The following is a 13,860-nucleotide window of genomic DNA, read 5'->3' as shown; positions in this document are numbered from 1 at the left end:
TTGATGGCCAGCGGCAACGACGCGCTTTTCTGCCTACTCTTTTGTCGCTCGGACAAAAGAGTAGGTCGCCGGCTACGCCGGCGAAACAGCGGCGCATGCCAAGAACGACACCCCCGGCGCTCCGCCAAAAAGCCCAAAAAAAAACCGCAGGCAAAAGCCCGCGGCACCAGTAACACCAGACGAGGCCCGCGCGGCCACACCGGCCGCGCGGAACACCATCACTTCCTCTACCAACACACCATCAGAAGATATGCCGGATCCCCGTGATCACCCCGACCATATTCTTCTGTCCAGCCATGGACGGATAGCTGAACGCATAGGCCGTCGCCGCGCTGTCAAAGCTCAGGCTGCCGTTGTGTGCATAGCCCACCGAGAAGTACACGTCGGTGCGCTTGCTCAGGTTGTAGTCCGCCAGGAACGTGTACTGCTGCATGTTCGGCGGATTGGTGGAAGCGGCCGTGGGCGTGGCGGCGGATTTCTTGACGTCCGCGTAGAAGTAGGCCAGCGAGAGGCCGAGAGCCGGCGTGACCTGGTAGTTGAGGCCAGCCCACCAGTAGTCGTCGCGCAGGAAGGTGTTGCCGTTCGGGAAGTCAGCCTTGTTCCAGCGGTAGCCGGCGGTCAGCTTGAACGGACCATTGGCATAGCTGCCGCCGATCGAAGCCTTGCGCACCTTCGCGGTCTGGCCCGGCGTGAGCGCGGGGTTCCATTGGTCATAGCCGATGCCAAGGCCGAACGTGCCGTCCAGGTACATGACCGACGCACCGTATGCGGTGTTGTCCTTGCCATGCGCCGGATCTTCGCCCGCACCGCCGTTAGCGAGCAGGTTGCCGGACGACAGTGCCGGCACACCGGTACCGAACGAGTAGTGGGCCACCGCCTGCACATTGCCGAACTGGCCGGTGTACTTGGCCATGTTGCTTTCGCGGTAGTTCACGCCCATCCACCAGATGCCCGGCTCGTACGTGGCGGCAAAGCGCAGCGGCGAGAAGTTCACGAGGCCGTCCAGCAAGCTGGTGGTCTGGCGACCGAAAGTGATTTGCCCCAGGTCGTTCTTCTTCAGTCCCACCGTCGCGATGCGACCGAACAGCCCGCTGGAAGGCATGGCGCCGGTGTCCGGCATGAACGCGCCTTCCAGGACAAAGGTTGCCTGCAAGCCGCTGCCAAGATCTTCCGTGCCGCGCATGCCCCAGCGCGACGCGGACAGGCCGCCAACGCTCGGCATGCTGATACGCGACCCGCCCGTATTCGGGCTTGCGGCGGATGTGGCGACGCGGTTCACATACTCGATCGGGGCGTCGATCACACCGTAGAGCGTGACGTTGTTCGCCGCGTGCGCGGCGCCGTTCCATGCCGACATTGCTCCCAGTACCGCCACTGCGCACAGTTTATGTTTCATGTGCTGCCATCTCCTCCGTCGTTGTTTGTGCTACCCGTGCCGTGCACCGTGGTGCCCCGGCCGGGGAAAGTTCTTCACGCACCGGTTGTGCGTATCTGCAAGGAAAGCATGGTTGCCGCTGTGCTCCGCTACCCGTCTCGGGGTGGTGTTTTGCCTCGGCAGGAGTGAAACAACCCGAACGGGACATCTGCGCATCAAGCGGCTGCCCACCCCTTGTGGCGGACATTCCGGCGTAGCTGGCGCCGGCGCGCGGATGGCGCGGCTCCCCCCCATCGATACAGAGGCCATGCCGCTTCATGCGCAACACGCCTGGTGGCAACTGAAGTGGAACTCGCAGGGATCGGGGGGATTGGGAGCCGGAGTGCAAAGCCGTGGCGTGGGCGCCACAGCCGCCATCAGTTATGCGGCATCAGCCAGGCGCTGCCATGGCTGCGGCGCGCGGACTGCATGCGGCGGTGTGCGGCCCAGAACAGCACGCGCAGCGGAAATCCAAGACTGCCGCTCATGACTTGCCGGCAATGTTCGGCTTCCAGTTCCATCGGTAATCCAAGCTCGGCCGCGCAGGCGTAGCAGACGATGCGCGTGCGGGCATCGTCGCATTGCATGCGGCTGTCCAGCAGTGCGTGCAGCGTATCCATATAGGACGGGGTGTTCGTGGCACGCGCGGATTCGCGCGCGCAGCGCTGCAACTGGCGGCTGAACTGGCGGACCTCCTGAAGCAGGTCCATCAAACGTTCCATCGGAGCGATGGCGTGCGTGGTGCCGCTGGTGGCCGCGTGCCTTTGCCCGCGGGCGGTGTGGGTATGGGACGTTGTCTGTGGAGCCTGCATCGTGTCGCGTTCCGAAATGGCTGCGCATTGGGCAAGGGCTGCCCGCGCCATGGTGGAAACCAGTTTCACGCGGGCACGCCGGATTTGCCCCCACTCGACCAAGGGGGGTATGCGGCGATCCGCCCCACCCCGGTGGCGATAAGACCCATTTTTTGCGAAACACAGTCAGGTTGCCGCCCCGCCTAGGGGATGTTCCTATCTACGACATACAGTAGATATCTACGAAATAACGTAGAATTAATCGAAGTCGCCGGGACCATGAACGTTCCGCGGTGAACCAGAAGCACAGATGGCTTCACGAGAGGCATAGCCGGCATCCCGGCCTACAGGAGACGCATTCCATGACCACGCTGATTACCCAGTTTCGAACCTTGCTTGCCCGCGCGGCAGCGGCCGGCAGCGGCTTGCTGCTGACCTGCGGCACGCTGGCCGCGCTGGCGCCCGCTGCGCTCGCCGCACCGGCCTATCCGGCCAAACCTGTCACGCTGGTCGTGCCCGGGCCGCCCGGCGGGATTACCGACCAACTCGGGAGGCTGGTCGCGGCCAGGATGACCAGCGATTACGGCATGCGCGTGATCGTCGACAACCGCCCCGGAGCGGGCGGCAACCTGGCCACGGAGATCGTGTCGCGCGCGGAGCCGGACGGCTATACCGTACTGCTCGGCACACAGGGCACGATGGCCAGCAACCAGTTCCTGTACAAGTCGCTGCGCTTCGATCCCGCGAAGGATTTCATCGCTGCACAGGCGCTGGTGTCGATTCCCAACCTGCTGGTCGTCAACGGCAAGCTGCCTTACCAGTCCGTCAGGGAGTTGGTCGCGTATGCCAAGGCGCACCCCGGCAAGTTGACCGTATCTTCGGCCGGGAACGGCACGGGCAGCCATTTGGCGGCCGAGTTGTTCCAGACGCTGGCCGGCGTGAAGCTCGTGCACGTGCCGTACAAGGGCAGCGCGCCGTCGATCAATGACTTGCTGGCCGGTCAGGTCGACCTGACCTTCGACTACCCTGTGTCGACCCTGACGCAGGTCCAGGCCGGCAAGCTGCGAGCGCTGGCCGTAACCGGCACGAGCCGGCTGCCCGCGCTGCCGCAGGTGCCGACGATTTCCGAGGCGGGCTATCCGGGTGCGGAATCCACCTCGTGGATCGGCCTGTTCTTCCCGGCACGCACGCCTGCCGCCGTCGTGGCGAAGTGGGAAGCCGACGTCGGGCGTATGCTCAAGGAACCGGCCACGGTTGAAGCCCTGCAGAAGATGGGGGGTGTACCGCTGCCGCTGAGCGGGGAGGCATTCCGTGCCTTCGTGCAGAGCGAGCGGACCAAGTGGAAGGGGACGATCGAACGCGCCGGCGCGACGCTGGACTGATCATTCAGGCCGGCCCCCGATCGGGCGGCCGGCGTATGGAAAGCCTATGCCGGCGCCCCAGGGCGCCGGTTGCATTTCAAGCGCTACGCGCCTGCCGTCACAGCACGCGCAGAATCGCTGGCCGGCATTGCCGCGCGGGTACCCGCAGGCGCCGCACGCGCGGCCCGGTCTTGCGCCAGGCCGCAGTCACCGAGCGACTGCGCCAGGAAATCCTCCATTTGATGATGCAGGTCGGCACCACGGGCTGTAATCATGGCCCCCATGGCCTGTGCGGCGGGACTGTCGTGCTGCTGTGTCGCGGCAAGCGTCCGCGCGATCCCGGCAATGGCCTTCAGATCGGCTTCATAGCCCGCAAGGCGCAGCAGGAACGCGTGGCGCGTGGCCAGCGTCATGCCGCCGGCACGGGCGCTGCCGGCAAGCGCGTGCAACTGGGCATCGAAGCGGCGCAGCGTGGGCAGGGTGTGGGCCAGGAACTGGCGGGCGTCTTCGTGGAAGCTGCGGGGTGCCGGGGCGGGCTGACAGGTCATGGAGAATTCTCCGGTGTTGCATGGCCGGCTGAAATCGGCCTTTCTGATGCCTACACCTTAGAGCCTTGCGGCAAAGATAGCGCCCCCCCGCAATCGGTGGGCCGGGCAGATTTTATAGGGTCCGCTTCATCGGGAACGCTATGTTCCGCCGTGGGAGGTGTGGGGTGGTGTGGAGGGTGCAGCCGTCGAGGTTTGCTCACGCCGAACCCGCGGCGGCAGCTTGGCCGCCAGTGCGCATGGCGGGGCTGGCCCCCTGAGAAACGACGCTGCAGTCCTGTCGATGCATTGCAACATCCTCACGTAAATATATGTAACATTTGGGCATTATAAATCACTTCTATTGTCAGGTTTTCAATACTTTTTGGGTATATACCTAGGGATAAAATTAGAGGAACTATTCTAGGATCTGCACTCGAATGGTGCGAGGTAGGGATTGACGGCGCTGCCGATCCCGAAAACACCGCTTGGCGGGTAACGTTTGCTGCATGTTTGCGCAAAATCCGCCGTTTCAAATCCAACGGAGATTACGGATGTTCCCCTCTACGCCAGATCAGTTTGTTGCAGCGCAAAAATCCAGCGTCGGCTACTGGTTCACGCTGACGAACATTGCGGTTGAAGGCCTTCAGCGATTGACCGAGCTGAACCTGCAGACGGCCAGGACAACGCTTGCCGACAGTCAGGAGAATGTCCGGGCCCTGTTTGCAGGAAAGGACCTGCGCGATGTGTTTGCCGTGCAAGGCAACCTGGCGCAGCCCGCCGCCGAGCAGGCCATTGCCTATGCACGCAATGTGTACGAAATCGCATCGAACACGCAGGCGGAACTGACCAAGGCGGTCGAAGCCCGATACGAACAGCACAGCCGCAATATGCAGTCCTTCGTGGACACCTTCGTGAAGAACGCGCCGGCTGGGTCTGAAGCGATCACCGCGCTGCTGCAATCGAGCGTAGCAGCCGCCAGCAGCACCTATCAATCGATCCAGAGCGCAGCCAAGCAGACGGCTGAAGCCGCCGGTGCCAGGTTTGTCACGACCGCCGTAGCGGCCTCGGGCGCGGCACAGCAGGCAGGGGCCCGCGCGCCCCGGCAGTAACGGCGTAGTGCCGCTGGCGCGCAAGCCAGCGCGCCGAACAGAGATCGCAGGCTGGCAGTGCAGGGACCCCAGTGTCCCTGGCTTGCCGCACCGCGACACCAACCTTCCCGCAACGGCAGACCAAAGCGGCACCGGAATCATTCCGGCGGCCCGCTTTTTGCCTTTTTGCGCGCATGCAACGGGAACTTGATCGGGACGACCAGGGGAACGCCCTAATCGGCAATCCAGGGGTTTTTCAACTTTACGAGAATGAAGCAGGCAGGATGACCAAGAAAATCGCACTGGTAACGGGTGGCATGGGCGGGCTGGGAGAAGCCATCAGCATCAAATTGCACGACGCAGGCCACGCCGTGGTGGTGACGCATTCGCCGGGCAATGCGAACGCACAGAACTGGCTTGCCGAGATGGCCGCCGCCGGCCGCGAGATGCGTGCGTACGAGGTCGACGTATCCGACTACGATGCCTGCCAGGCCTGCGCCGCGAAGATCATCGCTGACGTTGGCCGCGTGGACATCCTCGTGAACAACGCCGGCATTACCCGAGACATGGCCTTCAAGAAGATGGACAAGCCGAACTGGGATGCCGTGATGCGGACCAATCTCGACTCGGTTTTCAATCTCACCAAGCCGCTGTGCGAAGGCATGGTCGAACGCGGCTGGGGACGCATCATCAACATCTCTTCGGTCAACGGGTCCAAGGGCGCCTTCGGCCAGACCAACTATGCCGCCGCCAAGGCCGGCATGCACGGCTTCACCAAGTCGCTGGCGCTGGAAGTGGCAAGGAAGGGCGTGACGGTCAACACGGTTTCTCCGGGCTACCTTGCTACCAAAATGGTCAACGCCGTGCCCAAGGAAATCATGGATACCAAGATCCTGCCGCAGATTCCGGTTGGCCGCGTCGGCAAGCCGGAAGAAGTAGCAGCGCTGATTGCTTACCTGTGTTCGGAGGACGCGGCCTATGTGACCGGGTCCAATATCGCCATCAATGGCGGGCAGCACATGCAGTAAGGCGTGGTCGAGTGCCGGGCCGCCATGGCTCGGCCGGACCGCGCATAGCGTGCCGGCATTGCATGGCCTGGAAGGCCTCGTGACAAGCAAAGGAACGGCCCGGTATCACTCGTCACCCCTCACACCCCCCACCCCTCACTCCTCGCTCATCAACGCATCCCGCACCTCGATCAGCGCCGCCAGATACGCGTCGTGGTTCTTCTTCATGCGTTCGGCAGGCCCCGCCAGCGAGATGCCGGCAGCCTGGCCACCCAGCCAGCCCGTCACCGCCAGACCGTGGACGCCCTCGCTGCCTTCTTCGTGCGCCTCGTACCATCCGCGTTTGCGGCCTTTGGCGACCTGGGCCATCAGCGTGTCGATGTCGACGACCGTATGCGGGGTGACGGCGCGCAGGCTGCTTTTGGCGAGTGTTTCGCGGGCCTCTTCGGGGGGCAGCAGGCCCAACAGCCCCTTGCCGAGCGCGGACGCGTGCAGGGCGGCGCGGTAGCCGACTTCGATGATGTAGCGCAGGGGCAGGCGGCTGGCCTGGACGGCCATGACCTTGACCGCGGTCCCGTCGAGCACGCCGAAGAAGACGCTCTCGTTGGTCCTGGCGCTGACCTGCTCGATGGCTTCCTGCGCCACGGTGGTCAGCGGGTCGTTCTCGGCGATCTGCCGTGCGATTTCAGAAAGGCGGCCCGTGGGATAGAAGCGCCGAGTGCGCGTCGTGCGCATCAGATAGCCCAGCGAATGCAGGGTGTGCAACAGGTCGGAGGTGCTGCTTTCCGGCAATGACAGCAGGCGTGCCATGTCGGAGTTGGACAGTTCGCGCTTCTCGCGCGCGAACACTTCGAATACCGCCATGGCTCGGCTGGCGGCAGGAATCATTGTGGGCATGCTTGGGAGAGGTGGTGGATTCAGCGGACAGTGGAACTATACGAAATTTCGTACGGCTCGGAAAGTCCGCGTCATCCGCCCACCCGCCTATGACGCGCCGTGCAGCGGCGTCATAGGCGCCCGTCCCCTCAGGGCAGGACGTTGCGCGGATCTGCCTTCAGCACGAGCTGCCACGCTTCGCGCGCCATCGGGTCCTGCTTTTCCTCGAGCACGTGGGCGAGCAGGCCCGCCGAGCGGCCCACCAGTGCCAGGCCGCGCGCGATCAGCGGGTCCAGGCCCATCGCGGCGACGATGGCGCCAATTGCGCCGACCACGTTCATCGGCAGCTTGCGCTTCTGCTCTTTGACCAGCACCTCGACGATCGCCTCCATCAGGCGCCAGTGCAGGCCGTAGTAGCCGTTCTGGCGCGACAGTTCGCGCAGCGCCGGCACGCGCGGGTCGCCGTCGACGTGGATCGGGTGGCCCACGCCGTAGACCTGCTGGCGGCTTTCCTTGTAGCGCTTGATCAGCGCGCGCGCGGTTTCCAACAGCTGCTCGTCGGTGGCGTCTTCGCTGAGTTCGCGCGTGCCTTCGTTGAGCATCTCGGTCGCGTTCTGCATCGGGCCGAGGAACACGCTGCCCGCGCCGAGCAGGCCGGTGGCCACCGCGCCCTGCAGCGCTTCCGGCGCGCCGATGTAGGTCAGGCGGGCCGACAGCGAGCTCGGCGTGATGCCGTGGTCGGCCGTGGTCACCAGCAAGGCGTTGACCATGATCTTCTCGCGCGGCGTGGGCATGCGCGACAGCGTGGTGAAGAAGATCATGTCGACAAAGTCGAACTTGCCGATGATCTCCGTGGCCAGGTTCAGGCCACGCACCATGATCGTGTCGGTGGTGGTGTAGCCGATTTCAGTCTTGACGGTCGTTACCATGTCGAAGGCTCCGTGCCCTGATACGAGAGGACGGCGTCGAGCGCAGCCACTCCCTGACCCTGCGGACGCACCGCGAGGGGGTTGATTTCAAGTTCTTCGATGCGTGCGGCATGCTTGCCGACGAAGTCGGACAGCTTCACCAGCATGTCGACGAGCGCGTCGATGTCGAACGCCGGCTGGCCGCGATAGCCCTTCAGCAGTTCATAGCAGCGCGTCTCGGTGATCATCTCGCGCGCCGAGGCCGGCGTCAGCGGCAGCAGGCGGCGGCTCACGTCCTTGAACAGCTCGATGCTGACGCCGCCCAGGCCGAACGTGCACACGTGGCCGAACACCGGATCGCGGTGGATGCCCACCACGGCTTCGACGAACGGGGAGGGCAGCATCGGCTCCACCAGCACGCCTTCGATCTGCGAGGCGTCGCAGGCTTTCACGCCGTTGGCGTGGATTTCCTCATACGCGGCCATGGCCGCACCCTCAGAGGCGATGCCCAGGCGCACGCCACCGATATCGGTTTTGTGCGTGATGGCCGCGCTGACGATCTTCATGACCGCCTTGCCATTGCCGACATTGCGGAACGCCTGCGCGGCCTCGGCCGGCGAGCGTGCCACCACACCCCGCGGAGTCGGGACGCCGGCCTGTTCCAGCAGCGCCTTGGTCTTCGCTTCGGACAGGTTGGCGGTGGCCTCCGCATCGCTCACGTCGGCGAGAGGACGCCATTCGCGTTCGAACTTCGCCTTCCAGCGGCCGTATTCGATGAAGCGCTGGACGGCCAGCACGGCGTTGCCAACGGCGCGCATCGGCATCAGCCCGCCGTCGATCATCTTGCGATGACCTTCGCCGGTGCGGTCGCTCATCCAGACCGGCACGATCGGCGTGTTGGTTTCTTCCTGCTGCACGCGCACCATGCTGTCGGCCAGCATGGCGGTGGTCTTGCCGTACTCCACCGGGATCGGCACGAGCACCAGGTCGGTGTTGGGGTCGGCGGCGGTGGCCTTGAGCGTGGCGTAGCTGACTTCGGTGTTGACCAGCACTTCGGCCGTCACGTCGACCGGATTGGTGAACGCGGCGAAGCCGGGCAGGGCGTTCCTGAGCGCTTCGATCGTGTGCGGCGCGAACTCCGACAGCTTCAGGCCGGCCAGGCCGACCATGTCGGAGGCCAGTGCGGCGGTGCCGCCCGAGAAGCTGTACACGGCAAGCTGTTCCTTGCCGGTCGGCTTGCGGCGCGCGAGCAGCGATGCCACGTCGATCAGCTCATCGATATCATCGACTTCGATGATGCCGAGCTGGCTGAACACCGCGCTGTTGATCTCGGCCGAGCCGGCGATGGCGGCAGTGTGCGACTGCGCCGCCTTGGCGCCGTACTCCGACTTGCCGACCTTGATCGCAACGATGGGCTTGCCTCGGCGCGCAGCATGCAGGGCCGCGGCCATGAAGCGCGGGCCGTTGCGCACGCCTTCGAGCGTGGTGACGATCACCTCGATATCGGGTGCGTCGGCCATGTAGTGGATGTAGTCGCTGACCTCGAGGTCGACTTCATTGCCGCCCGAGCACCACAGGCCAACGCCTACGCCGCGGTCCATCGCCTGGATGAACGAACGGCCGAGCCCGCCGCCTTGCGTGGCCACGCCGATCGGGCCGGGACGGCGGTCGATGCGCCATGCGGGCGAGAACGTCAGGCCCAGGCGCGCATTCATATTGTTCAGGCCCGGGCAGTTCGGGCCGTAGATGCGCATGCCGGTGCTGGCGACAATCTCGCGCATCTCGGCTTCCACCGCGCGGCCATCTTCGCCGGTTTCACCAAAGCCCGACGTGAACACGATCGCGAACTTGATTCCCATCTCGCCGCAGTCGCGCAGCGTCTGGATGACCATGTCGGCGCGCACGGCCAGGATGGCCAGGTCCGGTGCTTCCTTCAGGTCCTTGACCGATGCCACGCACGGCCGGCCGTGAATTTCGGTGCGGCCCGGGTTGACCAGCAGCAGTTCGCCCTTGAACTCGGAGAACGTGGTCAGGTTTTCCAGTGTGCGGCCGCCGATGCTGTCCGGCTTTTCGGACGCCCCGACCAGCACGATCGAGTTCGGGTTGACCAGCCGCGACAGGTCGCTGAACCAGATGCCCTGGTTGCTCATTGCGCTTCTCCCGTCGGGCGGCGCTTGAACAGGCAGGTGGCGGCCATTTCAGCCACGACTTCGCCGCGCTGGTTGACGGCCTTGCGCATGAAGGCAATGATGCCGCGGTCCGGGCGGCTCGTGGTCTTCTGCTCGACCACTTCGATGTCCACGCGGATGGTGTCGCCGATGAACGTCGGCTTCGGGAACTTCAGGCGGTTTTCCAGCACGCTGAACAGCGAGCCTTCAAAGAACTGGTTCGGGATCGAGCGCGAGGTCAGGCCGGCCATGAATGCTGCCACCAGCATGCCGTGCGCGATGCGCTGGCCGAAGATGGTGCCCTTGGCGTACTCGGCATCGACGTGCACCTTGTTGAAATCGCCGGTCAGCGCGGCAAACGCGGCCACATCGGCTTCGGTGATGGTGCGCGACGAGGTGCTGTAGGTCAGGCCGGGCGTCAGGTCTTCCCAGAAGAGCGTGGTGTTCGCGACTTGTTCGAGGATGGCGGGTTGGGTCATGGATTGTGTCTCTCGGTGTTCGATACTTGCGGTGTTTGTGATAGCCGCTGATTTGCTCCCCTCTCCCACTTGTGGGAGAGGGGCTGGGGGAGAGGGCGGGCGCTGGCAGGAACGAAAGCCGTCACTTCGTCGTAACGCCTGCCCTCTCCCCCGACCCCTCTCCCGCAAGCGGGAGAGGGGAGCTGCAATGCATGCGGCGGATATCGTTGGTGCTTACGTCAGCGCGTTGATCCCCAGAATCTCGCGCGCGATAATCAGCGTCTGGATCTCTGTGGTGCCCTCGGGGATCATCCCGCCGCGCGTGTCGCGGAAGATGCGTTCGATCGGGTATTCCGTGGCATAGCCGATGCCGCCATGCACCTGCAGCGCGAGGTTCGATACTTCGAACGCGGCCTCCGTCGCGTACAGCTTGGCAATCGAGCATTCCGTGCGCGAGGTGCCGTTCTGCATCGAGCGGGCGGCGCGGTAGCCGAGCGAGCGCGAGGCTTGCACCCGCATCGTCATGTCGACGATGTGCTTCTGGATCAGCTGGAATGAACCGATCTGGCGGCCAAACTGCTTGCGTTGCAGCGCGTAGTCGACCGACAGGTCGAGCGCGCACTGCGCTGCGCCGACCGCACCCATCGCCACGTTCAGGCGGCCGAAGTTCAGACCGATCAGGATCTGGCGCAGGCCCTGGCCTTCCACGCCGATCAGGTTGGCGGCGGGGATCTCGGCGTTCTCGAACGTGAAGGCCGCTGTGCCAGTGCTGCGCGTGAACATGACGTCCACCGGCTCGGCCGTGTACTTGGTCACGTCGCGCTCGACCAGGAACAGCGACAGCTCGCCGTTGCAGGTCTCGCTGTAGGTGCGGGCGACCACGATGCCAAAGTCCGCGAACATGCCGTTGGTGACCCACAGCTTGCTGCCGTTAAGCACGTAGCGGTCGCCCTTCTTGTCGGCACGGGTCTTCACCTCGGCCACGTTGGAGCCCACGTCCGGCTCCGAGATTGACACGAATGGCTTGCGCTCGTTGCGCAGCAGCGGGCGTACGAAGCGTTCCTTTTGCTCTTCGGTGCCGTAGGTGTTGATGATGCCGGAGACGATGTTCAGGCCGTTGATCAGGATGCGCAGCGACAGCCAGCAGTAACCGGCTTCTTCCATCATCACGGCCCACGTCAGGTAGTCCAGGCCCAGGCCGCCATCGGCCTCTGGCAGGACGCCACCGAAGTAGCCGAAGTCGATCAGGCCCGTCATCAGTTCGTGCGGAAAGTGCTTGTCGCGCTCGGCCTGACGGATGTGCGGGGTGAAGGTTTCCTTCAGGTAGCGGCGGATGTTGTCGCGCAGCAGCCGCTGGTCGGCATCGAGGCCGTCGACGTCAACGCTGGAATCAACCATAGCGACCTCCGGTCACGAACAGGGTGGTACCCGTGATGTAGCGGGCGTGTTCCGATGCCATGAAGGCCACGGCGCCGGCGATGTCGCTGGTCTCGCCCGGGAAGGTCACGGCGTTCTTGGCCATGACGTTGGCCAGGATGGTGTCGTAGTTCGGCAGGCTCTTGATGTATTCGGTCTCGATATAGCCCGGGGCGATGGCATTGACCGTCACGCCCTTGCGCGCCTGCTCCAGCGACAGCGCGCGTGTGAGACCGATGATGCCCGCCTTGGCGGTCGAGTAGTTAGCCTGTCCGGGGTTGCCGAACAGCGCGCGCGAGCTGATGTTGATGATGCGGCCCCAGCCCTTCTCGTGCATGAACGGCAGCGCCGCGCGGCACGTGTGGAAGGCGCCCTTGAGTGTCACGTCGAGCACCAGGTCCCAGTCCGCCTCGTCCATCTTGAGGATGGTGCGGTCCTTGACCAGGCCGGCGTTGTTGACCAGCACGTCGATGCTGCCGAAGGCTTCCTTGCCGGCACCGACCATCGTACGCACCTGGTCTTCCTTGCGCACATCGCACTGCACGGCAATGGCTTTGCCGCCGGCTTGCTCGATGCCGCTTGCGGTTTCACGCGCGGCGTCCAGGTCCAGGTCCGTGATCACCACGGCTGCGCCTTCCTTCGCCAGCATGCGGGCGGTTTCCGCGCCGATGCCGCGCGCCGAGCCGGTGACGATTGCCACGCGGCCATTCAGTCCAAGATCCATTTCTCCTCCTTGATGGGTTTGCAGAGTCGGGGTTTGCAGAGTCAGTGGTCGGCCAGCAGTCCATCGCGCACGTCGCGCAGGGCTGCCAGATAGGATTCGCGGTGTTTCTCGATTCGTTCGGCCGGACCCGCCAGCGAGATCGCCACCGGGCGCTCGTCCAGGCGCGCCGGCACCGCCAGTGCCGTCACGCCCGCGGTGCCTTCGTCATGGGCTTCGTACCAGCCTTGCTCGCGGCCGCGTGCCAGTTGCGCCATCAGTGGCTCGATGTCCACCACGGTGCTGCGCGTAACGGCCGGACGGCGGATGGCTGCCAGCCTGCTGCGCGCCTCGTCTTCCGGCAGCACGCCCAGCAGGGCCTTGCCGAGCGCGGAGGCGTGCAGCGCCACGCGCTCGCCCACGTCAAGGATGTAGCGCAGCGGCAGCCGGCTCTGCGCCACGGCAGCAACGCGCACGGCCTGGGGTTCCAGCACGCCGAAGAACGCGCTCTCGTTGGTGGCATCGGTCAGCCGATGCACCGCTTCCTGGGCAAGCCGGGTCAGCGGGTCGTTTTCCGCGATGTGGCGCGCGGTCTCGAACAGGCGGCCGGTCGGATAGAAGCGCCGCGTGCGCGTGGTACGCATCAGGTAGCCGAGCGAATGCAGCGTGTGCAACAGGTCGGAACAACTGCTGTCGGCCACGGCAAGCAGCTTCGCCATCTCGGAATTGGACAGGTCGCGCTTTTCACGCGCAAAGACCTCGAATACGGCCATGGCGCGGCTGGCTGCGGGAATCTGGACGGGCAAGCTCTTTCTCCGAAGGGCTGTACGTATTTACGATATATGGAAATAATGTACGACCTGTCGAAGAGGAAGGCAATCTATATTTCGAGGGGGTGTATTTATCTACGGTATTTCGGATTTTTCGTGGAGAAGGCTTTCTTGCTGCGCAACCCGGGGGTGCGGGTGCATAAAGCGGCTCATTTTTGGGGTTTTTTGTTCCGGGAGGTGTGGAACAGGGCTGAATTGCGGGGGCTTATCGCTCTTCGCTGGCGCTGCTGTTTCGCCGGCGTAGCCGGCGAGTCACTTTTGTCCGAGCGACAAAAGTAACCAAAAACGCGTTTTGGTTGCCCCAAAGGGGCGAATT

General features: G+C 64.4%; 13 protein-coding genes. 3 read left to right on the top strand and 10 right to left on the bottom strand.

What is annotated here, in order from left to right; translation table 11 throughout:
* Positions 1–241: 241 nt before the first annotated feature.
* Both KHO41_RS39895 and KHO41_RS39890 read right to left on the bottom strand, forming a co-directional pair.
* Positions 242–1,396 (bottom strand): porin, encoded by a 1,155-nt coding sequence (locus KHO41_RS39895; protein ID WP_211958705.1) that lies wholly within the window; start codon positions 1,394–1,396, stop codon positions 242–244.
* 395 nt (positions 1,397–1,791) lie between these two features.
* Positions 1,792–2,124 (bottom strand): hypothetical protein, encoded by a 333-nt coding sequence (locus KHO41_RS39890; protein ID WP_244874260.1) that lies wholly within the window; start codon positions 2,122–2,124, stop codon positions 1,792–1,794.
* 443 nt (positions 2,125–2,567) lie between these two features.
* On the opposite strand from KHO41_RS39890, the gene KHO41_RS39885 reads away from it, so the two are divergent.
* Positions 2,568–3,587 carry a Bug family tripartite tricarboxylate transporter substrate binding protein gene (locus KHO41_RS39885; RefSeq protein WP_211958704.1) on the top strand — a complete coding sequence of 340 codons (1,020 nt, stop codon included), beginning with the start codon at positions 2,568–2,570 and terminating at the stop codon, positions 3,585–3,587.
* Positions 3,588–3,670: 83 nt separating this feature from the next.
* Here the strand turns inward: KHO41_RS39885 and KHO41_RS39880 are convergent, their stop codons facing one another.
* A complete protein-coding gene (locus tag KHO41_RS39880) occupies positions 3,671–4,114 on the bottom strand; it encodes a hypothetical protein (RefSeq protein ID WP_211958703.1) in 444 nt (147 codons plus the stop codon).
* Between the two features lie 530 nt (positions 4,115–4,644).
* Here KHO41_RS39880 and phaP3 point away from each other — a divergent pair.
* On the top strand, positions 4,645–5,202 hold the full coding sequence (phaP3, locus tag KHO41_RS39875; RefSeq protein ID WP_211958702.1) for a TIGR01841 family phasin PhaP3: 558 nt from the start codon (positions 4,645–4,647) through the stop codon (positions 5,200–5,202).
* A 263-nt stretch (positions 5,203–5,465) separates the two neighbouring features.
* Entirely contained in the window at positions 5,466–6,209 is a 744-nt protein-coding gene (gene phbB / locus KHO41_RS39870; protein WP_041680141.1) for an acetoacetyl-CoA reductase, read from the top strand.
* A gap of 135 nt (positions 6,210–6,344) precedes the next feature.
* On the opposite strand, the gene KHO41_RS39865 is transcribed toward phbB, so the two are convergent.
* From KHO41_RS39865 to KHO41_RS39835, 7 genes are all read right to left on the bottom strand, one after another.
* On the bottom strand, positions 6,345–7,085 hold the full coding sequence (locus KHO41_RS39865) for an IclR family transcriptional regulator (RefSeq protein ID WP_140949223.1): 741 nt from the start codon (positions 7,083–7,085) through the stop codon (positions 6,345–6,347).
* 128 nt (positions 7,086–7,213) lie between these two features.
* Complete coding sequence (locus KHO41_RS39860; protein WP_211958701.1) at positions 7,214–7,993, bottom strand: citryl-CoA lyase; 780 nt, start codon at positions 7,991–7,993, stop codon at positions 7,214–7,216.
* Positions 7,987–10,122 (bottom strand): acetate--CoA ligase family protein, encoded by a 2,136-nt coding sequence (locus KHO41_RS39855; protein ID WP_211958700.1) that lies wholly within the window; start codon positions 10,120–10,122, stop codon positions 7,987–7,989. The genes KHO41_RS39860 and KHO41_RS39855 overlap by 7 nt, the downstream gene beginning before the upstream one ends.
* Positions 10,119–10,619: a MaoC family dehydratase gene (locus tag KHO41_RS39850; protein WP_011299994.1), complete on the bottom strand. Its 501-nt coding sequence runs from the start codon at positions 10,617–10,619 to the stop codon at positions 10,119–10,121. The genes KHO41_RS39855 and KHO41_RS39850 overlap by 4 nt, the downstream gene beginning before the upstream one ends.
* A gap of 213 nt (positions 10,620–10,832) precedes the next feature.
* Positions 10,833–11,996 carry an acyl-CoA dehydrogenase family protein gene (locus tag KHO41_RS39845; RefSeq protein ID WP_211958699.1) on the bottom strand — a complete coding sequence of 388 codons (1,164 nt, stop codon included), beginning with the start codon at positions 11,994–11,996 and terminating at the stop codon, positions 10,833–10,835.
* Positions 11,989–12,738 carry an SDR family NAD(P)-dependent oxidoreductase gene (locus KHO41_RS39840; protein ID WP_211958698.1) on the bottom strand — a complete coding sequence of 250 codons (750 nt, stop codon included), beginning with the start codon at positions 12,736–12,738 and terminating at the stop codon, positions 11,989–11,991. Before KHO41_RS39840 ends, KHO41_RS39845 begins: the two co-directional genes overlap by 8 nt.
* Before the next feature lie 41 nt (positions 12,739–12,779).
* On the bottom strand, positions 12,780–13,520 hold the full coding sequence (locus KHO41_RS39835; RefSeq protein WP_211958697.1) for an IclR family transcriptional regulator: 741 nt from the start codon (positions 13,518–13,520) through the stop codon (positions 12,780–12,782).
* Between the last annotated feature and the right edge of the window lie 340 nt (positions 13,521–13,860).

This window comes from Cupriavidus numazuensis (assembly GCF_905397435.1).
Lineage (GTDB): Bacteria > Pseudomonadota > Gammaproteobacteria > Burkholderiales > Burkholderiaceae > Cupriavidus > Cupriavidus numazuensis.
This window is presented reverse-complemented; position numbering and strand designations above follow the sequence as displayed.

What these genes read in the sequence shown, in the direction of transcription:
- KHO41_RS39895 (WP_211958705.1), bottom strand. Translation starts at nt 1,396, where the DNA reads ATGAAACATAAACTGTGCGCAGTGGCGGTACTGGGAGCAATGTCGGCA.
- KHO41_RS39890 (WP_244874260.1), bottom strand. Translation starts at nt 2,124, where the DNA reads ATGGACCTGCTTCAGGAGGTCCGCCAGTTCAGCCGCCAGTTGCAGCGC.
- KHO41_RS39885 (WP_211958704.1), top strand. Translation starts at nt 2,568, where the DNA reads ATGACCACGCTGATTACCCAGTTTCGAACCTTGCTTGCCCGCGCGGCA.
- KHO41_RS39880 (WP_211958703.1), bottom strand. Translation starts at nt 4,114, where the DNA reads ATGACCTGTCAGCCCGCCCCGGCACCCCGCAGCTTCCACGAAGACGCC.
- phaP3 (WP_211958702.1), top strand. Translation starts at nt 4,645, where the DNA reads ATGTTCCCCTCTACGCCAGATCAGTTTGTTGCAGCGCAAAAATCCAGC.
- phbB (WP_041680141.1), top strand. Translation starts at nt 5,466, where the DNA reads ATGACCAAGAAAATCGCACTGGTAACGGGTGGCATGGGCGGGCTGGGA.
- KHO41_RS39865 (WP_140949223.1), bottom strand. Translation starts at nt 7,085, where the DNA reads ATGCCCACAATGATTCCTGCCGCCAGCCGAGCCATGGCGGTATTCGAA.
- KHO41_RS39860 (WP_211958701.1), bottom strand. Translation starts at nt 7,993, where the DNA reads ATGGTAACGACCGTCAAGACTGAAATCGGCTACACCACCACCGACACG.
- KHO41_RS39855 (WP_211958700.1), bottom strand. Translation starts at nt 10,122, where the DNA reads ATGAGCAACCAGGGCATCTGGTTCAGCGACCTGTCGCGGCTGGTCAAC.
- KHO41_RS39850 (WP_011299994.1), bottom strand. Translation starts at nt 10,619, where the DNA reads ATGACCCAACCCGCCATCCTCGAACAAGTCGCGAACACCACGCTCTTC.
- KHO41_RS39845 (WP_211958699.1), bottom strand. Translation starts at nt 11,996, where the DNA reads ATGGTTGATTCCAGCGTTGACGTCGACGGCCTCGATGCCGACCAGCGG.
- KHO41_RS39840 (WP_211958698.1), bottom strand. Translation starts at nt 12,738, where the DNA reads ATGGATCTTGGACTGAATGGCCGCGTGGCAATCGTCACCGGCTCGGCG.